Origin of the sequence: Pseudomonas sp. MWU349 (assembly GCF_017947325.1) — a bacterium.
In the GTDB taxonomy this organism is placed as follows: Bacteria; Pseudomonadota; Gammaproteobacteria; order Pseudomonadales; family Pseudomonadaceae; genus Aquipseudomonas; species Aquipseudomonas protegens.
This window is the reverse complement of sequence record NZ_JAFEVP010000003.1, coordinates 391,873-414,539: the sequence shown is the minus strand read 5'-3', so window position 1 is coordinate 414,539 and position 22,667 is coordinate 391,873. Positions and strand designations below refer to the sequence as shown.

Below are 22,667 nucleotides of genomic sequence, written 5' to 3'. Positions count from 1 at the left end.
CAAGTATCCACAACGAGCCGGCAGGTTAATCAGACATTTCCCACACACACATAGGACAAGTCCTAATCGTCCAGGGCAGCCTGGATATCACTGCGCAAGCTGGCGATGACCTCCAGCAGCAACGGCCAATAACGATCGATGGCCTCGTCCTGGCGCCCCTTGACCAGCCCCTCGAGCTCGATACAGGCCCTGGCCAGGGGCAGCGCATCGATCAGGCAGCACACACCCTTGAGCCGGTGCAGGGTACCCCCCAGGCGTTCCCGGTCGCGGGCCTGGTGCGCCGCTTCCAGTGCCTGCTGCTCCTCGGCGAGGTTGCGCAACAACTCGTGCAGCATGCGTTGCAGCACCGGGTCGTCGGCCTGGGTCATGCTGCGCAAGGTCTGGATGTTGAAGGATGGCGGCGGCAGGAAGCGCGCCAGGGCCTGGGCCAACTGATCCAGGGTTACCGGTTTGACCAGCAGTTGATCCATTCCGGCCTCCTCGCAGCGCTCGCGCTCGTCTTCGAAGGCATTGGCGGTGCAGCCGATCACCGGACAGCGCCCGCGCCCCTCCTGTGCCTCGGCCTGGCGGATCGCCTCGGCCAAGGCGTAGCCGCTCATGTCCGGCATGTTGCAGTCAGTCATCACCACGTCGAAGGTGCCGCCACGCCATTGCTGCAAGGCTTCCCGGGCATTGTCACAGGCCTCCACCCGGTGCCCGAGGAACATCAGTTGCTGGCACAGGACCATGCGGTTGGCGCTCAAGTCATCCACCACCAGCACCTCCATGCTCCGGCTCGGCGGTCGCTCCTGCGTCGACGCCGGTCCCGACTCGAAGTCGTCACTGACCCGCTCCAGGTACAACTCCAGCGACACCACGGTACCGACCCCGGGCTCGCTGAGCAGATCAATACGCCCGCCCATCAGCTCCACCAGTTGCCGGCAGATACTCAACCCCAGCCCGGTGCCGCCATAGGCTGACGCGGTCATGGCATCGGCCTGGACAAAGGGCGTGAACAGTTTGGCCTGCTGCTCGGCGCTGATACCGCGGCCGGTATCCGCAACGCTGATACGCAGGCACTCAAGGCCGGACTCGCCAGGCTGGCACTCCACCGTCATCCGCACCTCGCCCTGGGCGGTGAATTTCAGCGCGTTGCTCAACAGGTTGTGCACTACCTGGCGCAGGCGCGCCGGGTCGAACAGATAACGGCCCTTGGCCCGCTCACTGAACACCAGTTGCAACTGCACGCCCTGGTTACGCGCCGTAACCTCGAACAACTGCCGGATACTCTCGAAAAACGGCTTGAGGGCGGTGACCTGGGGCACCAGGTGCATATACCCGGCCTCGATCTTGGCCAGGTCCAGGCTATCGCCCATCAGGCCGATCAACTCCTGGGCGGACTGGTAAGCCACCCGCAGGGCTTCGGAAAAGGGCACGCCGCGCAGCCGCGCCTGCTCTTTCTCCAGCTCCAGCAGGCCAAGGATGGCGGTCATCGGTGTGCGGATCTCGTGGCTCATGGTGGACAGGAAAGCCGTCTTTGCCGCGTTGGCCTGATCGGCCGCCTGGCGTGCCTCCACCAGCTGGTTCTCCAGGCGCTTGCGCTCGGTGATGTCGATCCAGCCGCCCAGCAAGCCCTGCAACTGCCCTTCTGCGCTGTAGAACGGCACCGCCCACTGATAGACATCGATAGGGCCATTCCTGGACTCCACCTGTCGGTCGGCGAACACCGACTCACCGGAGGCCAGCAACTGCATGAACTCACCATGCAACTGCTGGGCGGTGGCCGGCGGCAGGATGTCCAGTTCGGTCAGTTGCCGCCCCTGGATCTGCGCCAGGCTGGTGCCCAATTGCTGTTCATAACTCTTGTTGCAGGTCATCAAACGCCCCTGCAGGTCGCGCACGAAAATCGGGTTGGGAATACCATCGAGCAAGGCCCGCTTGAACACCAGTTGATCATTGAGCCGCTGTTCGGCCAGCAATCGCTGCTGGATCTGGCGCTTGAGGCGACTGTTCCAGGCCAGGGAAATCAGGCCGAACAGCAGCGCTGTGGCAATCGCCCAATACACCCAGTTCGGCACGCGCTGCCAGGCAGGCACCGGCACGGGCGTAGCCCCCAGCCATTTCAGGCGCAGAGCACTGAGCTCCGCTACCGGCAAGGCTTCCAGTGCCTTGTTGAGAATGCTCAGCAGCTCGGGCTGGTCCTTGCGCACGGAAAACTCGTCGGCCGACCAAGTGCCCTCGACACTACGCCCCACCATCACCCCGGTCTCGGCCGGCCCCAGGGCCTGCACCTCGCTCTGGATAGTCGCCATGGCCTCGCCACTGCTGACCAGGGCCCGGGCCTCTTCATAGCTGGCAACGCTGCGCAGGCGAATGTCCGGGTAGTTGCGCCGGATAAAGCTCTCCAGGGTATGCCGGGCCGGAAGCACCAGCACCTTCCCCGCCATCTGCTTCAGGCTGCTCAGGCGCCGGTCCTCGGGACGCACCACGAACACCCAGGCCGCGCCCCCGAAGGCATGGGAGAAGTTCAGGAACAGCCGCCGGTCGTCGCTGGCGGTGAGGGTGGTATTCATTTGCGCCTGCCCGCTTTCCAGCAGTTCCAGAGTCTGGGCAGTGGTCTGGCTTTCCTTCTGCACGAAATGCAGCCCGGTCATGCGCGAGATACGGTTGAGCAGGTCGATATTGAGGCCGCTCCATTGGCCGTCCTTGTCCTTGAACACATGGGGCGGGTATTGCTGGGAGGCCACCACCACATGCTGGTGCTGGAGGATCCAGGCCTGTTCCTGGGCGCTGAGCTCGATCGGCTCAGCGAAGTTGCTCGCCCCAAGGCCAGTGGTCCAGCGTGCCTGGATTTCCCGGCGTATGGATTCATCGATGCTTTGCAGGGCCTTTTCCAGCAACTGTGCCAGCAGCACATTGCTGTCGCGGGTGGCGAAGGCAAAGCCGGTGGGTGGCAGGCGGCTTTCCACGTGGATCTGCAACCCCAGGTAGGGTCGCAGGGCCTTGTAGGCGCGAACGATCACCTCGTTGCCGATGAAGGCATCGGCATCCCCCTGCTTCACCGCTTCCAGGCCACTGTAGAGGTTCGGTGAAAGCATGATCTGGCTGTCGGGATAGGCCGCATGGATCTGGGCGGCATTGGCGTAGCCGTCCAGCAGCACCACCTTCTTGCCCGCCAGGTCGTCACTGGGCTGCGGCTCGTCCCGACGCACCACGACCACCGCCAGGTCCGGCATGTAGTCGCTGGTGAAACGCAGCCCCGGCGCTCCGCGCTCATAGCCGTTGGCACTGGTCAGCACATCGATGGTGCCGTTGCGCAGCGCTTCCACCGCCTGCTCGCGCTCGGAAAAGCCCACGACCTCCATGGACGTCCCCAGGCGCTCGCCCACCAGGCTCAGGTAATCGGCGCTGATGCCCTGGTAACGGTTGCGGTCGCGAGTGATGTCGATGGGCTGGTAGTCATCGATGGAAATCCCCACCCGTAGGGTCCGGTGGCTTTTCAGCCATCGCTGCTCGGCGGGCGCCAGGGGCAAGGGGTCGAGATCGACAAAGGCCGGCACCAACTTGAAGGACAGGTTCTGAGCGGCGTAGGCAGGTGCCATCCAAGCGAATATTGCGCAGACCAGCACAGGCCCGCACAGCCAGCGCTGGACGGGCAGTTTCCGATAGGTTCGACGGCGTATCATCCGGGCCTCCCGGCGTCTTGCGGGCCACACTCATGCCACTGGGGCAAGAAAAAACAAAGCCCGTCAGAAGACGGGCTTGTTAGTCGGCAAAGCCAATGAATCAGAGCGGCTTGCCACGATTGCCGTGCTGGCTGACAAAAGCCTGCACCGCTTTCAGGTCGTTGGCCAGGACCGTGCAGCGCTCTTCACGCTGGAACAGGTCGGACAGGTGCGCCGGCAGCTCCAGAGCCTTGCCGACACCGGCCTTTTCCACCGCATCCGGGAACTTGACCGGGTGCGCGGTGCCCAGGACCACCATGGGTGTATCCAGGCTGCGCCGGCATTCACGGGCGGCCTTGACCCCGATCGCGGTGTGCGGGTCCAGCACTTCGCCGGTCTGGGCGAAGACTTCGGCGATGGTTTCGCAGGTCTGCTCGTCGTTCACCGCCAGGGAGTCGAACAGCTTGCGCGCTTCGGTCCAGCGATCCTGTTCGACGCTGAAACCGCCGCCCTGCTTGAAGCTGTCCATCAAGGCCGCCAGGGCCGCGCCGTTGCGACCGTGCAGGTCGAACAGCAGACGCTCGAAGTTCGACGAGACCATGATGTCCATGGACGGCGACAGGGTCGCGTGCAGGGTTTCCTTGACGTACTGATTGCCGCTCATGAAGCGGTGCAGGATGTCGTTGCGGTTGGTGGCGACGATCAGCTGGCTGATGGGCAGGCCCATGTTGCGCGCCAGGTAGCCGGCGAAGATGTCGCCGAAGTTGCCGGTGGGCACCGAGAACGCGATGGAGCGCGCCGGGCCGCCCAACTGCAGGGCCGCGTGGAAGTAGTAGACGATCTGGGCCATGATCCGCGCCCAGTTGATCGAGTTCACCGCCACCAGGCGAGTGCCCTTGAGGAAGCCCTGGTCGGCGAAGCTGGCCTTGACCATTTCCTGGCAGTCGTCGAAGTTGCCTTCGATGGCGATGTTGTGGATGTTCTCGCCGAGGATGGTGGTCATCTGCCGGCGCTGCACTTCCGATACACGGTTGTGCGGATGCAGGATGAAGATGTCGACGTTGTCGCAACGCTTGCAGCCTTCGATGGCCGCCGAGCCGGTGTCACCGGAGGTGGCACCGATGATCACCACGCGCTCGCCGCGCTTCTCCAGCACGTAATCCAGCAGGCGACCCAGCAGTTGCAGGGCGAAGTCCTTGAATGCCAGGGTCGGGCCATGGAACAGCTCCAGCACCCACTCGTTGCCGTTGAGCTGGCGCAGCGGCGCAATGGCGTTGTGGGAGAAGGCGCCGTAGGTTTCTTCCAGGATCTTCTTGAAATCGGCGTCCGGAATGCTGCCGGTGACGAACGGGCGCATGACCCGGAACGCCAGCTCGTGATACGGCAGGCCAGCCCAGGAAGCGATTTCTTCCTGGGTGAAACGCGGCAGGTTCTCTGGCACATAGAGGCCGCCGTCGCTGGCTAGACCTGCCAGCAGCACATCTTCGAAATTCAGGGCCGGTGCCTGGCCACGAGTACTGATATAGCGCATGGGGACAAACCTTCGGTTTGAGCCTCAAGCCGCAAGCTTCAAGCCTCAAGTCAAAGCCGATCAGCTTCTGACTTGGCGCTTGTCGCTTGCCACTTGCGGCTGCTTCATTAATTCAAATGTTCGACGCGGATACGCACCACCGGGCCAACGACGCCCTGCAGGGCCTCCAGGGCGGTGATCGCATCGTTGATGTGCTGCTCCAGAACACGGTGGGTCAGCAGGATCATCGGCACCAGGCCGTCCTGCTCTTCCACTTCCTTCTGCATGATCGATTCGATGTTGATGCCGCGCTCCGAGAGGATGCTCGCCACCTGGGCCAGGACGCCGGGATGATCCTTGGCCTGGATGCGCAGGTAGTAGGCGCTCTCGCAGGACTCGATCGGCAGGATCGGATGATCCGACAGCGAGTCAGGCTGGAACGCCAGGTGCGGCACGCGGTTTTCCGGGTCGCTGGTCATGGCGCGAACCACGTCCACCAGGTCGGCCACCACCGAGGAAGCGGTCGGTTCCATGCCCGCGCCGGCGCCGTAGAACAGGGTCGAACCGGCGGCATCGCCATTGACCATGACCGCGTTCATCACACCGTTGACGTTGGCGATCAGGCGATCGGCCGGGATCAGCGTCGGGTGCACCCGCAGCTCGATACCGGCCTCGGTGCGGCGCGCCACGCCCAGGTGCTTGATGCGGTAGCCCAGGGCCTCGGCGTAGTTCACGTCGGCGGTGGTGAGCTTGGTGATGCCTTCGGTGTAGGCCTTGTCGAACTGCAGCGGGATACCAAAGGCAATGGAGGCCAGGATGGTCAGCTTGTGCGCGGCGTCGATGCCTTCGACGTCGAAGGTCGGATCGGCTTCGGCGTAGCCCAGGGCCTGGGCTTCGGCCAGCACGTCTTCGAAGGTGCGGCCCTTCTCGCGCATTTCCGAGAGGATGAAGTTGCCGGTGCCGTTGATGATCCCCGCCAGCCAGTTGATGCGGTTGGCCGACAGGCCTTCGCGGATCGCCTTGATCACCGGGATGCCACCGGCCACGGCGGCTTCGAAGGCCACGATCACGCCCTTCTCCTGGGCCTTGGCGAAGATCTCGTTGCCGTGCACGGCGATCAGCGCCTTGTTCGCGGTGACCACGTGCTTGCCGTTCTCGATGGCCTTGAGCACCAGGTCACGGGCCACGGTGTAGCCGCCCACCAGCTCGATGACGATATCGATTTCAGGGTTGGTGGCCACGGCGAAGACATCGTTGGTAATCGCAATACCGGTCGTTTGGAACTGCGGCTTTGGCGTACGGGTAGCAATTTGCGCTACTTCGATTCCACGCCCGGCACGGCGGGCAATCTCCTCGGCGTTGCGCTGAAGTACGTTTAGGGTACCGCCACCGACAGTACCCAGCCCACAGATGCCTACTTTGACCGGATTCACTCTGAACTCCCCATAAAACGGCCGACTCTAGGCCGGCCGTGGAATACAGCCGCAAACTGCGCGGCTCTCTATTAATGGCCCGCCGGCTTGGCCGGCGAGCCATGATCGTCAAAGGCTAGCGTGACGATGCAGGATTATTTCGCACCCAGGGCCAGTTTGGCGATCTGCGGTGCCGGCTGGTAGCCGGGAATCACCTGGCCATCGGCCAGAACGATGGCCGGGGTGCCGTTGACACCGATCGACTGGCCCAGGGCGAATTGCTTGGACACCGGGTTGGCGCACTTGGCGGCCTTGATTTCCTTGCCGTCGACCATCTTGTCCATCGCGGCCTTCTTGTCCGCCGAGCACCAGACCGCCTGCAGCTGTTCGTCACCCGGCGAGCCCAGGCCCTGGCGCGGGAACGCCACGTAGCGCACTTCCACACCCAGCTTGTTCAGCTCGGGCACTTCGGCGTGCAGCTTGTGGCAGTACGGGCAGGTGGTGTCGGTGAACACGGTGATGTGGGTCTTGGTCTCGCCAATGGCTGGATAGACCACAGTTTCCGCGACCGGAATGCCGTTGATCAACTTGGAAATGCCCAGGCGCTCGGTTTTTTCGGTGAGGTTGACCGGCTTGCCGTCCTTGAGCTGGAACAGGTAGCCCTGGACCACGAACTGGCCGTCGGCGCTGGCGTACAGCACACGGCTGCCCTTGAGCTTGACTTCGTACAGGCCGCCCATGGGGCTGGCGGTAATGCTTTCCACAGGCGTTTCGAGCTGCAGGGTCTCGAGGCTCTTGCGGATGGCTTTCTCGGCACTGTCATCGGCCATGGCAAAAGTGCTGAGCAGCGCCAGGGAGGCGGCGGCAAAAATCTGGGTCAAGCGCATGGGAACTCCTGAAGGCGGGCAAATGGGCCATTCGCAGCGATCACCATGGCAACCGCTCGCAAACAGCCGTTTTGCAAACCGGCAAAGCCTATCACATCTGTTTGCCCGCACCGACTACGGGCGACGCAAAGCACGGCCCGCAAGGCAACTCAACCGCGCGGATGGTGCTTGGCGTGCAGATCCTGCAGCCGGGCACGGGCCACATGGGTATAGATCTGGGTGGTGGACAGGTCGCTATGGCCCAACAGCATCTGCACCACTCGCAGGTCGGCGCCGTGATTGAGCAGATGGGTAGCAAAGGCATGGCGCAAGGTGTGGGGCGACAGCGCCTTGCCGATCCCGGCGACCTTGGCCTGGTGCTTGATCCGATGCCAGAAGGTCTGGCGGGTCATCTGCTCGCCACGCAGGCTGGGGAACAGCACGTCACTGGGACGCCCGCCCAGCAGCTCGGCGCGGGCATCACGCATGTAGCGTTCGACCCAGACGATCGCCTCCTCGCCCATGGGCACCAGGCGCTCCTTGCTGCCCTTGCCCATGACCCGCAGCACGCCCTGGCGCAGGTTGACCTGCTCCAGGGTCAGGCTGATCAGCTCGGTAACCCGCAGGCCGCAGGCATAAAGCACTTCGAGCATGGCCCGGTCGCGCTGGCCGATGGCCTCGCTCAGATCCGGCGCGGCCAGCAGCGCTTCCACATCCGCCTCCGACAGCGACTTGGGCAACGGACGCCCCAGTTGCGGCATGTCGATCTGCAAGGTGGGGTCGATTTCAATCAGCTTTTCCCGCAGCAGATAGCGATAGAAACCACGCACCCCCGAGAGGAATCGCGCTGTCGAGCGGGGCTTGTAGGCTTGCTCCACGCGCCAGGCCAGGTGATCGAGGATCAGCTCGCGCCCGGCCCGAGGCAACTCCAGCCCCTGCTCCTGCAACCAGCCGTTGAACAACGCCAGGTCACTGCGATAGGCGTTGCGCGTGTTATCGGACAGGCCTTTCTCCAACCACAGGGCGTCGAGAAAACGGTCGATCAGGGGGTGGTCGATGGCAGGCATAGAGACTCGAAAGGCGCGGCCCAGAGGCCAGGCGTAAAAAAATAGTGAACTGCGCGCAGGGTCGCTAGTCTTTCATAGCCAGCCATTTTCAGGAACAGGGTGCATTGATGAGTGAACAACAGATTCTGCTGGCCTTCGGCGGCATCGGCGTGGCCGCGCTGGGCTGCCAGTGGCTGGCCTGGAGGCTGAAACTGCCGGCCATTCTCTTTCTGTTGCTCAGCGGCATTCTGGCCGGGCCGATACTGGGCTGGCTCGACCCGCAAGAGATGTTCGGCCCGCTGCTGATGCCCCTGGTTTCGCTGGCCGTGGCGCTGATCCTGTTCGAAGGCAGCCTGACCCTGCACCTCTCCGAGTGGCGCGAGATCGGCAGCGTGGTGCACCGCCTGGTGACCATCGGCGCACTGTCCACCTGGGCCGTGATCACCCTGGCCACCCACTGGCTGCTGGGCTTCGACTGGATGCTGGCCCTGCTGTTCGGCACCCTGACCCTGGTCACCGGGCCGACGGTGATCGTGCCGATGCTGCGCGTGGTGCGGCCCAAGGCTTCGATCGCCAACATCCTGCGCTGGGAAGGCATCGTCATCGACCCTATCGGCGCCCTGCTGGCGGTGGTGGTCTACAGCTTCATCATCGCCAGCGCCGAGGGCGCCGGCCTGAGCCAGAGCCTGCTGACCTTTGGTGGGGTGATTCTGTGCGGCAGCCTGTTCGGCATCGCCGGCGGCTGGGTGCTGGGCAGCATCATGCGCCGCCAGTGGCTGCCGGAATACCTGCACAACCTGGCAACCCTGGCGGCAGTGCTGGGAATCTTCATCGCCTCCAACCAGGTGATGCACGAATCCGGACTGCTGGCGGTGACCCTGATGGGCATGTGGATGGCCAACATGAAGGGCGTGGATGTGCGGCACATCCTGCACTTCAAGGAAAACCTCAGCGTGCTGCTGATTTCCGGGCTGTTCATCCTTCTGGCGGCACGCCTGGACCTCAACGCGCTGATAGCCCTGGGCCCGCTGGTGCTGATCCTGCTGCTGGTGATCCAGTTCATCGCCCGGCCACTGAACGTGCTGCTGTCCACCGCCGGGTCGAGCCTCAACTGGCGCGAACGCGCCTTGCTGGCGTGGATTGCCCCACGGGGGATTGTTGCGGCAGCGGTGTCGGCGATCTTCGCCATCCGCCTGGATGAAGCCGGTCATCAGGGGGCATTGCTGCTGGTGCCACTGACCTTTGCCGTGATCATCGGCACCGTGGTCCTGCAAAGCGCCACCGCACGCCCCCTGGCGCGCCTGTTGAAAGTCGCCGAGCCAGCGCCCAGCGGCTTTCTCATCGTCGGCGCCAACGGCCCGGCACGGACCCTTGGCAAAGCCTTGCAGCAACTGGGCAGCCGGGTGCTGTTGACCGACTCCAGCTGGGAAAACATTCGCGCGGCGCGCATGGAAGGGCTGCCCACCTATTTCGGCAACCCCGCCTCGCAGCACGCCGATGCCCATCTGGACCTGGTGGGCCTGGGCCACTTGCTTGCACTCTCGCCCTCAGGAGAGCTGAACACCCTGGCCGCCATGCGCTTTCGCCACGACTTCGGCCACCAGCGCCTGTTCGCCCTGGCCAACAGCCAGGAAAGCCGGCGCACCGACAAGCACCGGGCCAGCCACGAACACCGCGGCCAGTTGCTGGGCAGCGAGGCCCTGACCTACACCAAGTTGGCCAGCCTGCTGGGCCAAGGCGCGGAGCTGTACAGCACCAACCTGACCGAAGCCTTTGGCTGGGACGATTACCAGGCCCTGCACGGCGAACGCGCCACCCTGCTGTTCGCCCGCGACAATAGCGGCTGGGTGCATGTCGTTACCCCAGACAGCAGCCTCAAGCCGGCGGCAGGCTGGACGCTGCTGGCCCTGATCCAGCCCGAGTCCCTGTAACGCTCCCCCTTGCAGCAGGAACTGGTTTGCCAGCAAGAAGGCCCGACGGCCTCTGCGCCGGCAAGCCGGCTCCTACGTCGCAAACCCTGGAAGCACCGGCACCGGGCGCTTGTCATCGTCGATGGCGACAAAGCTGAACAAGCCATGGATGGCCTTTTCCCGACCATCACAGCTCATGCTCTCTACAAACACCTCGACTTCGACCTTGAGGCTGGTGTTGCCCACCTTCACCACTCGCCCCACCAATTCGACGATCGAACCCGCGGCAATCGGATGGTTGAAATCAATGCGGTCGGTGGACACCGTCACCAGCGGCAGCCGGCAGAAACGGGTCGCTGCAATAAACGAAACCTCGTCCATCCAGGCCAGGGCAGTGCCGCCGAACAGGGTGTTGTGATGATTGGTGGTGGACGGGAATACCGCCTTGGTCACGCGGGTCACCGAGAGTTCGGTACGGCGCTGGATTTCTTGCTCACGAAGGGTCATCGGACTACTGCCTGAATGGATGGATCCGCGCACGGGCACGCTGCGGGCATGGAGCGCCAATGGGCGCTGCCGGGCAGCGAGCCAAGGCTGGATGGGAATAATCGGGGGCGGCCTGCCTGTGGATAGAACCAGGCCAGGATTGCCGGGAGGATGTGACGCACCCTGGGCGTCCGTGCAGGCTGCACAGCTCGGGCGATCACACTTTATTGGGCCGGCGAGTATATCGCCGCCCGGCAGGGGCTGAAAGAACCCGCCAGGGGCCAGAGGCCACAACCGGCGATAAAAAATGCGATTATCCGCGCACTGAAAAAGGAGACCCACCGCCATGGATGCCTCGCTCGCGCCTTCGCTCGTCGCGCACCTGCAACAACGCCTGAACGCCGACCGAGTGGATCATCCGAACTTCATCGGCCCGCCGCCCGACATCAGCCCATTGACGCCCGCTCAATTGGGCAGCCTGTGGCCGGCCATCCGCCGGGCCCTGCGCGACCATGCCAACCCGGCGGCGCAGCAACTGGCGGCTGCGATCGTGCGGCAGGCCATGCAACTGGAGCTGAGCCCAGCCCTCGATCAAGCCACTTTGCTGGAAGCGCTGCGCAGTTGCGTGAACTGGCAGGAGGCGCTGGAACAACTGGCCTGTTTCAGCGGTACACCGAGCCCCGCCCTGGCCGAGGAACTGCGCAGGATCCTTGCGGAGCCGGGCCCACAGTGGGCGCTGCACTACCACCAGGCGTACGTGCTGGCGCAATGGGTGGATGAAGAAACCCGCACGGCGCTGCGGCATTGCGTGGAACAACACTACGCCAATGCGCCCTACGCCCGGCAGGAGTTCGAACTGCTCAGGCAACTGGAACCTCGCTCACGGCAGGCCCTGGCCGGCAGCGAGTACTGGACCGGCCACCATCACCTGAGCGCCGATCCGGCCAGGGTGCTGATGGATGACGTGGCGTACGTCGAATTCTCACAACAGATCCTCAGTACTGCCGCCCAGCGCCTGGACGCTATCCACAGCGGCGCCACGCCCTATGTGGCCGATGGCGCCTTTACCACCGATGACACCCCGGTGATCGCCCGCGCCGCGCGGGTCGCCCTGCTGCGCGATGCCTCCTGGCTGCCGCCACTGATGGACATTTTGCTGCCCAAGGCCTGCGTCGCCCCGACCCAGGCCAAGACTGCGCCGTCGCAGTCCCTGGCCATTGCCCTGGGGCACTGCATCGAGCAGGTGCCAACCCCGGAAAGCGTGCAAGCACTGCGCAGCGCCCTGGGCCTGGTGCGCCATGCCAGCATCCAGAAAAAACTCACCCGCAACCTCAAACCTGCAGAACGCGGCCTGGCCCAACGCCCCGAGATCGCCCTGCGCCTGGCCCCCACCAGCACGCCCGGCAAGGCTCAGCACGGGCTTCTGGCCAGTTGCCTGGAATCCGGGCTGTGGCAAACCTTCGAGTTGTCTTACAGCGACTGGCGAGCACAACTGGCGGACTCCGCCGTGGGCTCGCCCTTTGCCCGCTCACTGGTTTGGGTTGCCCGTTGCGCAGATAGCCAACGCCGCAGCTTCCTGCTGGACGCGGATGCTCAAGCGCTAGACTGCCAGGGCCAACCGCTGAGCCTGGATGGCGGGTGCAGGATTTCGCTATGGCACCCGCTGTCAGCCAACGCCGCGGAGCGCCACGCCTGGCAGGCCCTGATCAGCGCGCGCCGGATCAAGCAGCCGCTGCGCCAAGTGTTTCGCGAGTACTACCTACCCTCTCAGCAAGAGCTGGAAAGCCACACCTGCCAGGCATTCGCCGGATACAGCCTGGCCATCCGCCCCCTGATCGGCCTGGCCCGCCGCGAAGGCTGGAAGATCGACAGGGACAGCGGCCTGAGCCGAAACCTGGGGGATATCCGGGTGAGCTTTGCGGTGGACGCGGCACTCTATCCTGGGCTGCAGGGGCACTGCCTGTCCGGCAGCGCAAGCTTCGCTCGGCGCACCGATAAACACTGGCAGCCGATGCTGCTGCAGGACGTGCCGCTGCAAGTGTTTTCAGAAGCCTGCCGGGCCATCGACCTGCTGGTGAGCGTCAGCAGTTTCGCCATCGAAGAGCTGGCACAGAGCGCCACCGGCCAGCCCCTGCCGCAAATGCCGGCCGCCAGGCGCGAGCAACGCCTGAATCTGTTGGCCGGACAGAATCTCACCCAGATGACGCTGATGCGCCGCCACGTGCTGGGCATGGCCTTCGCCACGCTGATCGAGGAGGGGAAGTTGTCGCTGGAGGGGCGCCATGTCCGCATCGGCGACCATGCGGTGCATCTGGTCACCGGGCGCGTGACACGCGATGGCGAACCCGTGGAGATGGCCCTGGCGGCGCAAAGCGGCAAATTGACCGCCCTGCCCTGGCTGCCTTATGACGAGGTACTGCTGGAACGGATCGCCAACACGGTCTGCGCCCTGCTGAACCGCTCCGGGCATTAAATGACAGGCAACAAAAAAGCAGCCCGTAGGCTGCTTTTTTCTGCATCGGAAGCTGGACTTAAGCCAGTTTTTCCTTGATGCGAGCTGCTTTACCCGACAGGTCGCGCAGGTAGTACAGCTTGGCTTTACGCACGTCACCGCGACGCTTGACAGCCATGCTGTCGATCTGCGGGGAGTAGGTCTGGAAAGTACGCTCTACGCCAACACCGTTGGAGATTTTACGTACGGTGAACGCGCTGTTCACACCGCGGTTGCGCTTGGCGATAACTACGCCTTCGAACGCCTGCAGACGGGAACGATCGCCTTCCTTCACTTTCACCTGAACGACAATGGTGTCGCCCGGGGCAAAGGCTGGGATCTCTTTGGTCATCTGCTCTGCTTCGAGTGCAAGGATGATTTTGTTGGTCATGCTGTGCTCCTAAGGTAAATCGTCGGATCTACCATCGATACGTTGTTAACTATCGTCCCGCTCGCGGAGATATTCCTCGAGCAGCTTCTTCTCTTCTCCAGAAAGCGAGCGGCTTTCCAGAAGATCGGCGCGTCGTTCATAGGTCCGACCAAGGGACTGCTGTAAACGCCAACGCCGGATGTGTGCGTGATTGCCACTTAGCAATACGTCGGGAACACGCTGATCCGCATACACCTCCGGTCGGGTGTAGTGCGGGCAATCCAGCAGACCGTCCGTGAAGGAATCTTCCTCCGCGGAATCCACATGCCCTAAAGCTCCGGGCAGCAGTCGCGTAACCGCATCAATCAGGACCATCGCCGGCAGCTCGCCACCGGAGAGTACATAGTCGCCAATCGACCACTCTTCATCGACATGAGCCTCAATAAAACGCTCGTCAATGCCTTCATAACGACCAGCAATCAGGATCAATGCATCCTCATTCGCCAACTCGCGCACCGCCGACTGATTCAGTTGACGGCCCTGGGGCGACAGGTAGATCACCTTCGCGCCCTCCCCGGCTGCGTTTCTGGCCTGAACCAGTGCATCCTCCAGGGGCTTGATCTTCATCACCATGCCCGGACCACCGCCAAACGGGCGATCGTCCACAGTGTGATGTCGATCCGTGGTGTAGTCTCGCGGATTCCAACAGGTCAGCTGCAACAGCCCCTGTTTCACCGCGCGGCTGGTTATGCCGTACTCGCTGATGGCGGAGAACATCTCGGGAAACAAACTGATCACTTCTACGCGCAAGTTAGCCACGCTTAGAAGTCCGCATCCCATTCCACCTTCATCTCGCCCGCGGCCAGGTCGACAGCCAACACGCATTGCTCGGTATAGGGCAACAGGCGTTCGCGATCATCCAGGCTGCCAGCGCAAGGCTTGACCACCATTACATCGTTCGAGCCGGTCTCCAGCAGGTGATCGATCTTCCCGAGCAGTTGCCCGAGGCCGTCGATAACCTTGAGACCTTGCAGCTGGTACCAGTAGTACTCGCCGTCGGTCAGTTCAGGGAACAGGCTGCGCGGCACGCAGATCTCATAACCGGCCAGAAGACGAGCTTCCTCGCGATCATCAAGACCCTTGAGCTTTGCGACCAGGAACTTGTCGTTCCCGCGTCCGCTGACCAGCTCAACCTGCTTCACGCTACCTTCGCGCTTGAGCGTCCAGGTTTTGTAGTCCAACAGGTTTTTAATCGGATCAGTAAAGGAAAAGACCTTCACTTCGCCGCGAACGCCATGAACAGAGTAGATTTTGCCGATAACGATCAAATCATCAGCAGGAGCTGGCGTCGCGTTCATAGGGTTCAGGCTGCAGCCTTAGCCGATTCCTTCAGCAACTGAGCAACACGCTCAGAAGGCTGTGCACCAACGCTCAGCCAGTAGGCTACGCGCTCTTGGTTCACGGACAGGCGGACTTCTTGACCACGAGCGATCGGGTTGAAGAAGCCAACTTGTTCTTTGTGCGAACCGTCGCGTGGGTTGCGGCTGTCGGTCACGGTCAAGTGGTAAAACGGGCGCTTTTTGGAGCCGCCAAGGGCAAGACGGATTGTTAGCATGTGAACATCGTTCCTGTAGTCGGTGCTGCAAATCTAAATGCACAGCGGGCATGGGTGCCCGAAAGGCCGCATATTCTAAGGAATATCCGGACTTTTGCAAATGACTTTTTCCGGCGCCCGTCGGCTGCCATTCAGATTTGCCATGGAGCTGCCGCAAGCGACAGCGAGTGAGCACACCCCAATCGAGGGTTTGCCCGGGATTCCACGTCCCCGTGGAAAAAAGCGCCGGCATGACGGCCGGCGCGGATTCTTCAGATCTTCGGCATGCCGCCGCCGGGCAACATACCGCCCATGCCGCGCATCATCTTGGCCATACCGCCCTTGGCGGAGAACTTCTTCATCATCTTCTGCATCTGCTTGTGCTGCTTGATCAAGCGACCGATGTCCTGCACCTGGGTGCCGGAACCCAGGGCGATCCGGCGCTTGCGCGAACCGCTGATCAGCTCGGGGTCGCGGCGCTCGGCCGGGGTCATGGAGTTGATGATGGCTTCCATCTGCTTGAACTGCTTCTCTGCCGCGCCCTGGGCATTGCCCATCTGCGCCAGGTTCACGCCACCGATGTTCGGCAGCTTGTCCATCAGGCCGCCCAGGCCGCCCATGTTCTTCATCTGTTGCAACTGATCGCGGAAGTCTTCGAGGTCGAAGCCCTTGCCCTTCTTCAGTTTCTTGGCAAGCTTGTCGGCCTTGTCCTTGTCGAGGGTCGCTTCAGCCTGTTCGATCAGGCTGAGCACGTCGCCCATGCCGAGGATGCGCGAAGCGATACGCTCAGGGTGGAACGGCTCCAGGGCTTCGCTCTTCTCGCCCATGCCGATGAACTTGATCGGTTTGCCGGTAATGGCCCGCACCGACAGCGCGGCACCGCCACGGGCGTCACCATCGACCTTGGTCAGGATCACCCCGGTCAGCGGCAGCGCGTCGCCAAAGGCCTTGGCGGTGTTGGCGGCGTCCTGGCCGGTCATGGCATCGACCACGAACAGGGTTTCCACCGGCTTGATGGCCGCGTGCAGCGCCTGGATCTCGTCCATCATCTCGCTGTCGACGTGCAGGCGACCGGCGGTGTCGACGATCACCACGTCGATGAACTTGAGTTTCGCTTCCTTAATAGCCGCTTCGGCGATGGCCACCGGCTTCTGGCTCAGGTCCGACGGGAAGAAGGTCACGCCAATATCATTGGCCAGGGTTTCCAGCTGCTTGATCGCCGCCGGACGGTAGACGTCCGCGGAGACCACCATCACGCTCTTTTTCTTGCGCTCTTTAAGGAAGCGCGCAAGCTTGCCGGCGGTGGTGGTTTTACCCGCACCCTGCAGACCGGCCATCAGCACCACGGCTGGTGGCACGGCGCTGAGGTTCAAATCTTCGTTGGCCGCGCCCATCAGGCTTTCCAGCTCGGCCTGGACAATCTTCACAAAGGCCTGGCCCGGAGTCAGGCTGCGGGACACTTCGGTGCCGACCGCACGCTCTTTCACCGAGTTGACGAAGTCCTTGACCACCGGCAACGCAACGTCGGCTTCGAGCAGCGCCATGCGCACTTCGCGCAGGGTGTCTTTGATGTTGTCCTCGGTCAGCTTGGCCTTGCCGGTGACATGGCGCAGCGTCTGCGAGAGACGGTCGGTTAGGTTTTCAAACATGCTCGATCCTTTCAGGCCCAAGGTAGACCGGGGTAATGGCGGCCCAGAGCGTAATAAACAAGTGCTCGATGAGCCTGCGGCGTGGGCAGGTCGCGGATTATAGCGAAGACTGTGCGTGGCGGACACCTCGCCGTCTGCTTGCCTGGTCTTTCAGGGCTCTGGGTTCTATGCCAAACTCAGCGACTTTCGGGCCTGCCTAACAGGATTTATGCTCCCCTTGTCACCCAGTTTGCTACCCACCCTCGCCGCCGCCGTCCTTTATGCCGCTGCGACCTTCTACCAAGGCTCCCGCCTGGCCACAGGCGCCAAGGCGAACAAGCGCCTGCTGGTTACGCTCGGCATCCTGGCCTTGCTGGCCCATGCCGCCAGCCTGCTGACCCACTTGTTGACTCCGGTGGGCCTGGGCCTGGACTTCTTCAGCGCCGCCAGCCTGATTGCCGCTGCAGTCATCGCCCTGACCCTGCTGGCCTGCTGGCGCATCCCGGTGGAAAACCTGCTGGTGCTGCTGTTCCCGCTCGGCGCCCTGACCGCGCTACTGGCGCAATTCGTCCCCACCGGCACAGTGCCGGTGATCGATGAGGAACCCGGGATCCTCGCCCATATCCTGTTGTCGATCCTGGCCTACGGCATGTTCACCATCGCGGTGTTCCAGGCCTTGTTGCTGCTGGTGCAGGACCATCAACTGAAGAACAAGCACCCGTCCGGGCTGATCAGGAACTTCCCACCGCTGCAAACCATGGAAAGCCTGCTGTTCGGTTTTCTCTGGGCCGGCTGGACCCTGCTGTCGCTGTCGCTGATCTCCGGCTGGCTGTTCGTCGAGAACCTGTTCGCCCAGCACCTGGTGCACAAGACCCTGCTGGCCTGCCTGGCGTGGGTGGTGTTCAGCGTGCTGCTCTGGGGCCGCAATCGCCTCGGCTGGCGCGGACACAAGGCAATTCGCTGGACCCTGGCAGGTTTCTGCCTGCTGATGCTGGCCTACTTTGGCAGCAAGCTGGTTCGTGAATACATCCTGCACATCTGACGACCGGCCATGACCGACTCCCTGCCCACCGGGCCCATGCTCGCGGTAATCGCCCTGCTCATCGTCTGGTCGGGCCTGTTCACCGCTATCGATGCCGCCCAGCAGCACCTGCTGACCCTGCGCGGCAACTCGCGCAATGGCGACAAGTCCCAGGCACGCCTGGCTTTCCCCAAGGAAAGCCTGATCCTGTGCAATACCCTGTGCCGGGTCCTGGCGGTGGTCATCAGCACCCTGCTGGCGCTGTTCTACTGGGCGGAAAATGGCCCCTGGCTGGCCTGCCTGATCAGCACCTGCGCCCTGCTGGTGCTGGCTGAATACCTGCCTCGGGCCCTGGCCGTGCGCTACCCGGAAGGTACCTTGGGCTTTGGCAACAGCCTGCTGCTCATCCCGATGAAAATCGTCTATCCCCTGGCCTGGCTGCTCGACACCCTCAGCCAGTTGCTGCTGCGCCCGTTTGCCCGCAAGGCCGGCGCGGTCAAGCACAGTGACGACGACCCGGCGCTGCTGGACGACGAGCCTACGCCGCAGGAGCCACACGCCCTGTCCGGCATCCACGCCCTGGACAACATCACCGTCAACGACATCCTGGTGCCCCGCAGCGAAGTGGACGGCATCAACCTGGACGACCCGATCGAAGACATCATCGCCCAACTGCGCCTGAACAGACGCACACGGCTGCCGGTGTTCCACAGCGATATCAACCAGGTCGAAGCGGTGCTCAACACCCGGCAGATCCGTCACCTGCTGCCGGACGCCAGCCTGACCAAGGACGCCCTGCTGGCGGCCTGCCACGAGCCCTACTTCGTCCCGGAAAGCACCCCGTTGCAGTTGCAACTGCTCAACTTCCACAAGCAGCAACGGCGCCTGGGCATGGTGGTGGACGAATACGGCGAAGTGCTGGGCATCGTCACCCTGGAAGACATCCTCGAAGAAATCGTCGGCGAGTTCGAAAGCGAGCACAGCCTGGACAACCCGCACATCCACCCCCAGGCCGATGGCCGCTATGTGGTGGAAGGTGCGGCATCGATCCGCGAGCTGAACAAGAGCCTGGGCTGGCACCTGCCCAGCGACGGTCCCAAGACCCTCAACGGCCTGGTCACCGAAGCCCTGGAAACCATCCCCGACAGCGCGGTGTGCCTGAAAATCGGCCGCTACCGCCTGGAAATCCTCGAAACCGAGGAAAACCGCGTCAGCCGCGTACTGATCTGGCACACCAGCAGCGTCCCCGCCCGCATCTGATCGCCTGCCGCCGCGGCCAATGGCGCCCCGAAGCTCGAAAACCTTCTCGCCAGCCCGGCAGCCGCCAAGCCCCTTGTTGAATCGTTAGCCGCCTTTCTATAATCGATCCGCTTACCCAAGCCCTGTGCAGACCCGCGTGCTACCCGCACCCAGCGCAAATCTGCCGATAACCAGCCCTTCTGTTCGACGTCACTCCCATCCCGAGGGACGACCGCGCCAAACCCACATCCCTGGGTGCTCGACCATAATAATTCGCTCCACCGGAGCACAGACTGTCAGGGATAACCGCATGACGACCAGCACCGCCTACAGCGCCACCACGCCTGCCCAACCGAGCAATTCCACCTCGCGGGTAGCCACTGCCAGCTTTATCGGCACCGCCATCGAGTTCTACGACTTCTACGTCTACGCCACCGCCGCCGCACTGGTGATAGGCCCGGTGTTCTTTCCCCAGACCTCCGGCACCGCCCAGATGCTCTCGGCGTTCCTGACCTTCGGCATCGCCTTCCTTGCCCGCCCCCTGGGCTCGGCACTGTTCGGCCACTTCGGCGACCGTATCGGACGCAAGTCGACCCTGGTTGCCTCGCTGCTGCTGATGGGCGTGTGCACCACCCTGATCGGCGTCCTGCCAGGCTACGCCAGCATCGGTGCCTGGGCGCCCATCCTGCTTTGCGTGCTGCGTTTCGGCCAGGGCCTGGGGCTGGGTGGCGAATGGGGCGGCGCCGCGCTGCTGGCCACGGAGAACGCACCGGAAGGCAAGCGCGCCTGGTTCGGCATGTTCCCGCAGTTGGGCCCCTCCATCGGCTTTCTCGCGGCCAACGGCCTGTTCCTGGCCCTGGCCATGGGCCTGGATGACGAGCAGTTCCGCTCCTGGGGCTGGCGCATTCCCTTCCTGCTCAGCGCCGCCCTGGTGATGGTGGGCCTGTACGTGCGCCTGAAGCTGCACGAAACCCCGGTCTTTGCCAACGCCGTGGCACGCCAGGAACGGGTGAAGATGCCGCTGGTGGAACTCTTCAGCCAGTACTGGCTGCCGGTACTGCTCGGCGCCGCGTCGATGGTGGTGTGCTACGCCCTGTTCTACATATCCACGGTGTTTTCCCTGAGCTACGGCGTCGCTACCCTGGGCTACAGCCGGGAAACCTTCCTCGGCCTGCTGTGCTTCGCCGTACTGTTCATGGCCGCGGCCACCCCTCTGTCGGCCTGGGCCAGCGACCGCTTCGGGCGCAAGCCGGTGCTGATGGTTGGCGGCGTGCTGGCGATTGTGTCCGGCTTCACCATGGAACCCCTGCTGACCCAGGGTTCCACCGCCGGCGTGGCGCTGTTCCTGTGCATCGAGCTGTTTCTGATGGGGGTGACCTTCGCCCCGATGGGCGCCCTGCTGCCGGAGCTGTTCCCGACCCACGTGCGCTATACCGGCGCTTCGGCGGCGTACAACCTGGGGGGCATCGTCGGAGCTTCGGCCGCGCCGTTCTTCGCCCAGAAACTGGTGGCGATGGGCGGGCTGAGCTGGGTTGGGGGGTATGTGTCGGGGGCGGCGATCCTGAGTTTGATCGCGGTGCTGTGCTTGAAGGAAACGCGGAACAACGATTTGAATCGGGTCGTGTGAACAAAGGCTTCGCGAGCAAGCTCGCTCCTACAGATTCAACGCAAACCTTGTAGGAGCGAGCTTGCTCGCGATGTTTTTTTTACAGCTCGACCACCACCGCTTGCGCAGCGCGGGTCGCCTTGGCCCGGGCGGCTTCGATCGACTCGTCACGCGCCAGGGCCACGCCCATGCGGCGCTGGCCATTGACTTCCGGCTTGCCGAACAGGCGCAACGCAGTGTCCGGCTCGCTCAGAGCGGCGCCAAGGTTGGCGAAAGCGGTCTGGGTAGATTTGCCTTCCACCAGGATCACCGCCGAGGCCGAAGGCCCGAACTGGCGGATCAGCGGAATCGGCAAGCCGAGAATGGCCCGCGCATGCAGGGCGAACTGGGACAGGTCCTGGGAAATCAGGGTCACCAGGCCAGTGTCGTGGGGGCGCGGCGACACTTCGCTGAACCACACCTGATCGCCCTTGATGAACAGCTCCACGCCAAACAGGCCGCGGCCGCCCAGGGCCTCAGTGACGGCCTTGGCCACACGCTCGGACTCGGCCAGGGCTTTGGGGCTCATGGCCTGCGGCTGCCAGGATTCCTGATAGTCGCCCTTTTCCTGACGATGGCCGACCGGCGCACAGAAGGTCGTGCCGCCCACATGACGCACGGTCAACAGGGTGATTTCGTAGTCGAAGTCGATAAAGCCTTCGATGATCACTCGGCCCTTGCCGGCACGGCCGCCTTCCTGGGCGTAGTCCCAGGCTTTCTGCACGTCGTCGACGCTGCGCAGCAGGCTCTGGCCCTTGCCCGAGGAACTCATCACCGGCTTGACCACGCACGGGAAGCCCAGGTCTTGCACGGCCTTGGAATAGTCTTCGAAGGTGTCGGCGAAATGGTATGGCGAGGTCGGCAAGTCCAGCTCTTCAGCGGCCAGGCGGCGGATGCCTTCGCGGTTCATGGTCAAGGAAGTGGCCCGGGCGGTGGGGATCACGGTGAACCCCTCGGCTTCCAGCTCCACCAGGGTCGCGGTGGCGATGGCTTCGATTTCCGGCACGATGAAGTGTGGCTTCTCGGCTTCGATCACGGCCCGCAGGGCCGCGCCGTCGAGCATGTTGATCACGTGGCTGCGATGGGCAACCTGCATCGCCGGAGCGTTGGCGTAGCGGTCCACGGCAATCACCTCGACACCCAGGCGTTGCAGCTCGATCACCACCTCCTTGCCCAACTCACCACAGCCACAAAGCAAGACGCGGGTCGCAGTTGGCGACAGTGGAGTTCCGATACGAGTCATCTGAAGGTCCTCAAAGGAGCGGATCATCGAGGGCCGAGCGCCAGGCGGGCGACCCATGGGGAGCGGCATTTTACATGAAGCGCGGGCTTTGGCTCAGCCGGCACACGCCGCTTTGCGCAAACGCCAGGCCATGGCCAACCAGACCACGGTGACCCCGGCGAACTTCGAACCCAGGGCGGTCAGCACGACCCCGGGGGTCAAGGCATCGATCATGCCGTAGAAGATGAAGGTATCCAGGGGAATGCTCAGGGCCGAACTGATCCACAGGCGATCATGCAGGGGCCGCTTGGTGATGCTGAACACCAGCCAGTCGATGCATTCCGAGACGGCGAATGCCGTGGCGCTGGCCAGGGCGATGGTCGGATCGGAGGTCACATAGGACAGCACCAGGGCCACCAGCATGGCGACGATGGCGCCATGGCCGAAACGAGTCTGCACCATGTCCCGCAGGACAAACACCAACCCACCCCAGGCCGACCAGACGATGTCCAGATGCGGGGCAGACGAAAAGGCGTAGTTGATCAGCACGACGCTGCTGATATAGGCGATCAGGAAGAACATG

18 protein-coding genes are annotated in these 22,667 nt (G+C 63.3%); 5 read left to right on the top strand and 13 right to left on the bottom strand.

Features of this window, described 5'->3' with window-relative positions; translation table 11 throughout:
* Positions 1-62: 62 nt before the first annotated feature.
* The 5 genes from KCG88_RS13955 to xerD all read right to left on the bottom strand — a co-directional run bounded on the left by KCG88_RS13955 (position 63) and on the right by xerD (position 8,499).
* On the bottom strand, positions 63-3,665 hold the full coding sequence (locus KCG88_RS13955; protein WP_210712565.1) for a transporter substrate-binding domain-containing protein: 3,603 nt from the start codon (positions 3,663-3,665) through the stop codon (positions 63-65).
* Positions 3,666-3,765: 100 nt separating this feature from the next.
* Positions 3,766-5,175, bottom strand: coding sequence for a threonine synthase (gene thrC / locus KCG88_RS13950; protein ID WP_011059452.1), 1,410 nt, complete (start codon positions 5,173-5,175; stop codon positions 3,766-3,768).
* A 107-nt stretch (positions 5,176-5,282) separates the two neighbouring features.
* Positions 5,283-6,587 (bottom strand): homoserine dehydrogenase, encoded by a 1,305-nt coding sequence (locus KCG88_RS13945; RefSeq protein ID WP_011059451.1) that lies wholly within the window; start codon positions 6,585-6,587, stop codon positions 5,283-5,285.
* Between the two features lie 134 nt (positions 6,588-6,721).
* Positions 6,722-7,453 (bottom strand): thioredoxin fold domain-containing protein, encoded by a 732-nt coding sequence (locus KCG88_RS13940; RefSeq protein ID WP_011059450.1) that lies wholly within the window; start codon positions 7,451-7,453, stop codon positions 6,722-6,724.
* 149 nt (positions 7,454-7,602) lie between these two features.
* A complete protein-coding gene (xerD, locus tag KCG88_RS13935; RefSeq protein ID WP_210712564.1) occupies positions 7,603-8,499 on the bottom strand; it encodes a site-specific tyrosine recombinase XerD in 897 nt (298 codons plus the stop codon).
* Positions 8,500-8,606: 107 nt separating this feature from the next.
* On the opposite strand from xerD, the gene KCG88_RS13930 reads away from it, so the two are divergent.
* Positions 8,607-10,409 carry a sodium:proton antiporter gene (locus KCG88_RS13930; RefSeq protein ID WP_210712563.1) on the top strand — a complete coding sequence of 601 codons (1,803 nt, stop codon included), beginning with the start codon at positions 8,607-8,609 and terminating at the stop codon, positions 10,407-10,409.
* A 72-nt stretch (positions 10,410-10,481) separates the two neighbouring features.
* On the opposite strand, the gene KCG88_RS13925 is transcribed toward KCG88_RS13930, so the two are convergent.
* Entirely contained in the window at positions 10,482-10,895 is a 414-nt protein-coding gene (locus KCG88_RS13925) for an acyl-CoA thioesterase (RefSeq protein WP_019094772.1), read from the bottom strand.
* Between the two features lie 325 nt (positions 10,896-11,220).
* Here KCG88_RS13925 and KCG88_RS13920 point away from each other — a divergent pair, with 325 nt between their 5' ends.
* Positions 11,221-13,347: a DUF4132 domain-containing protein gene (locus KCG88_RS13920; RefSeq protein WP_210712562.1), complete on the top strand. Its 2,127-nt coding sequence runs from the start codon at positions 11,221-11,223 to the stop codon at positions 13,345-13,347.
* A 58-nt stretch (positions 13,348-13,405) separates the two neighbouring features.
* Here the strand turns inward: KCG88_RS13920 and rplS are convergent, their stop codons facing one another.
* From rplS to ffh, 5 genes are all read right to left on the bottom strand, one after another.
* Positions 13,406-13,756: a 50S ribosomal protein L19 gene (gene rplS, locus KCG88_RS13915; RefSeq protein WP_009047143.1), complete on the bottom strand. Its 351-nt coding sequence runs from the start codon at positions 13,754-13,756 to the stop codon at positions 13,406-13,408.
* 45 nt (positions 13,757-13,801) lie between these two features.
* The gene (gene trmD / locus KCG88_RS13910) at positions 13,802-14,575 is read right to left on the bottom strand and encodes a tRNA (guanosine(37)-N1)-methyltransferase TrmD (RefSeq protein ID WP_170001093.1); all 774 of its coding nucleotides are present in this window, start codon (positions 14,573-14,575) and stop codon (positions 13,802-13,804) included.
* Complete coding sequence (gene rimM, locus KCG88_RS13905; protein ID WP_011059444.1) at positions 14,557-15,093, bottom strand: ribosome maturation factor RimM; 537 nt, start codon at positions 15,091-15,093, stop codon at positions 14,557-14,559. Before rimM ends, trmD begins: the two co-directional genes overlap by 19 nt.
* 5 nt (positions 15,094-15,098) lie before the next feature.
* Positions 15,099-15,350, bottom strand: a complete 252-nt coding sequence (gene rpsP / locus KCG88_RS13900) for a 30S ribosomal protein S16 (protein WP_007927680.1) — start codon at positions 15,348-15,350, stop codon at positions 15,099-15,101.
* A 251-nt stretch (positions 15,351-15,601) separates the two neighbouring features.
* Positions 15,602-16,978 carry a signal recognition particle protein gene (gene ffh, locus KCG88_RS13895; protein WP_047284055.1) on the bottom strand — a complete coding sequence of 459 codons (1,377 nt, stop codon included), beginning with the start codon at positions 16,976-16,978 and terminating at the stop codon, positions 15,602-15,604.
* Positions 16,979-17,195: 217 nt separating this feature from the next.
* Between ffh and ccsA the strand changes: the two genes are divergently transcribed.
* From ccsA to KCG88_RS13880, 3 genes are all read left to right on the top strand, one after another.
* Positions 17,196-17,999, top strand: coding sequence for a cytochrome c biogenesis protein CcsA (gene ccsA / locus KCG88_RS13890; RefSeq protein ID WP_169892741.1), 804 nt, complete (start codon positions 17,196-17,198; stop codon positions 17,997-17,999).
* A gap of 9 nt (positions 18,000-18,008) precedes the next feature.
* Entirely contained in the window at positions 18,009-19,238 is a 1,230-nt protein-coding gene (locus KCG88_RS13885; protein WP_047335776.1) for a transporter associated domain-containing protein, read from the top strand.
* Positions 19,239-19,527: 289 nt separating this feature from the next.
* The gene (locus tag KCG88_RS13880) at positions 19,528-20,844 is read left to right on the top strand and encodes an MFS transporter (RefSeq protein WP_047284053.1); all 1,317 of its coding nucleotides are present in this window, start codon (positions 19,528-19,530) and stop codon (positions 20,842-20,844) included.
* A 79-nt stretch (positions 20,845-20,923) separates the two neighbouring features.
* Here KCG88_RS13880 and purT read toward each other — a convergent pair whose 3' ends face one another.
* Positions 20,924-22,105 (bottom strand): formate-dependent phosphoribosylglycinamide formyltransferase, encoded by a 1,182-nt coding sequence (purT, locus tag KCG88_RS13875; protein WP_047284052.1) that lies wholly within the window; start codon positions 22,103-22,105, stop codon positions 20,924-20,926.
* 93 nt (positions 22,106-22,198) lie between these two features.
* Positions 22,199-22,666, bottom strand: a complete 468-nt coding sequence (locus KCG88_RS13870; protein ID WP_210712561.1) for a preQ0 transporter — start codon at positions 22,664-22,666, stop codon at positions 22,199-22,201.
* Position 22,667 lies beyond the last annotated feature (1 nt).

Excerpts from the sequence above, each read along its gene's own strand:
- ffh (WP_047284055.1), bottom strand. The coding sequence starts at position 16,978 with ATGTTTGAAAACCTAACCGACCGTCTCTCGCAGACGCTGCGCCATGTC.
- KCG88_RS13885 (WP_047335776.1), top strand. The coding sequence starts at position 18,009 with ATGACCGACTCCCTGCCCACCGGGCCCATGCTCGCGGTAATCGCCCTG.
- KCG88_RS13940 (WP_011059450.1), bottom strand. The coding sequence starts at position 7,453 with ATGCGCTTGACCCAGATTTTTGCCGCCGCCTCCCTGGCGCTGCTCAGC.
- KCG88_RS13870 (WP_210712561.1), bottom strand. The coding sequence starts at position 22,666 with ATGTTCTTCCTGATCGCCTATATCAGCAGCGTCGTGCTGATCAACTAC.
- KCG88_RS13920 (WP_210712562.1), top strand. The coding sequence starts at position 11,221 with ATGGATGCCTCGCTCGCGCCTTCGCTCGTCGCGCACCTGCAACAACGC.
- KCG88_RS13955 (WP_210712565.1), bottom strand. The coding sequence starts at position 3,665 with ATGATACGCCGTCGAACCTATCGGAAACTGCCCGTCCAGCGCTGGCTG.
- xerD (WP_210712564.1), bottom strand. The coding sequence starts at position 8,499 with ATGCCTGCCATCGACCACCCCCTGATCGACCGTTTTCTCGACGCCCTG.
- KCG88_RS13930 (WP_210712563.1), top strand. The coding sequence starts at position 8,607 with ATGAGTGAACAACAGATTCTGCTGGCCTTCGGCGGCATCGGCGTGGCC.
- KCG88_RS13880 (WP_047284053.1), top strand. The coding sequence starts at position 19,528 with ATGACGACCAGCACCGCCTACAGCGCCACCACGCCTGCCCAACCGAGC.
- rplS (WP_009047143.1), bottom strand. The coding sequence starts at position 13,756 with ATGACCAACAAAATCATCCTTGCACTCGAAGCAGAGCAGATGACCAAA.
- KCG88_RS13925 (WP_019094772.1), bottom strand. The coding sequence starts at position 10,895 with ATGACCCTTCGTGAGCAAGAAATCCAGCGCCGTACCGAACTCTCGGTG.
- rimM (WP_011059444.1), bottom strand. The coding sequence starts at position 15,093 with ATGAACGCGACGCCAGCTCCTGCTGATGATTTGATCGTTATCGGCAAA.
- thrC (WP_011059452.1), bottom strand. The coding sequence starts at position 5,175 with ATGCGCTATATCAGTACTCGTGGCCAGGCACCGGCCCTGAATTTCGAA.
- trmD (WP_170001093.1), bottom strand. The coding sequence starts at position 14,575 with ATGGGATGCGGACTTCTAAGCGTGGCTAACTTGCGCGTAGAAGTGATC.
- rpsP (WP_007927680.1), bottom strand. The coding sequence starts at position 15,350 with ATGCTAACAATCCGTCTTGCCCTTGGCGGCTCCAAAAAGCGCCCGTTT.
- purT (WP_047284052.1), bottom strand. The coding sequence starts at position 22,105 with ATGACTCGTATCGGAACTCCACTGTCGCCAACTGCGACCCGCGTCTTG.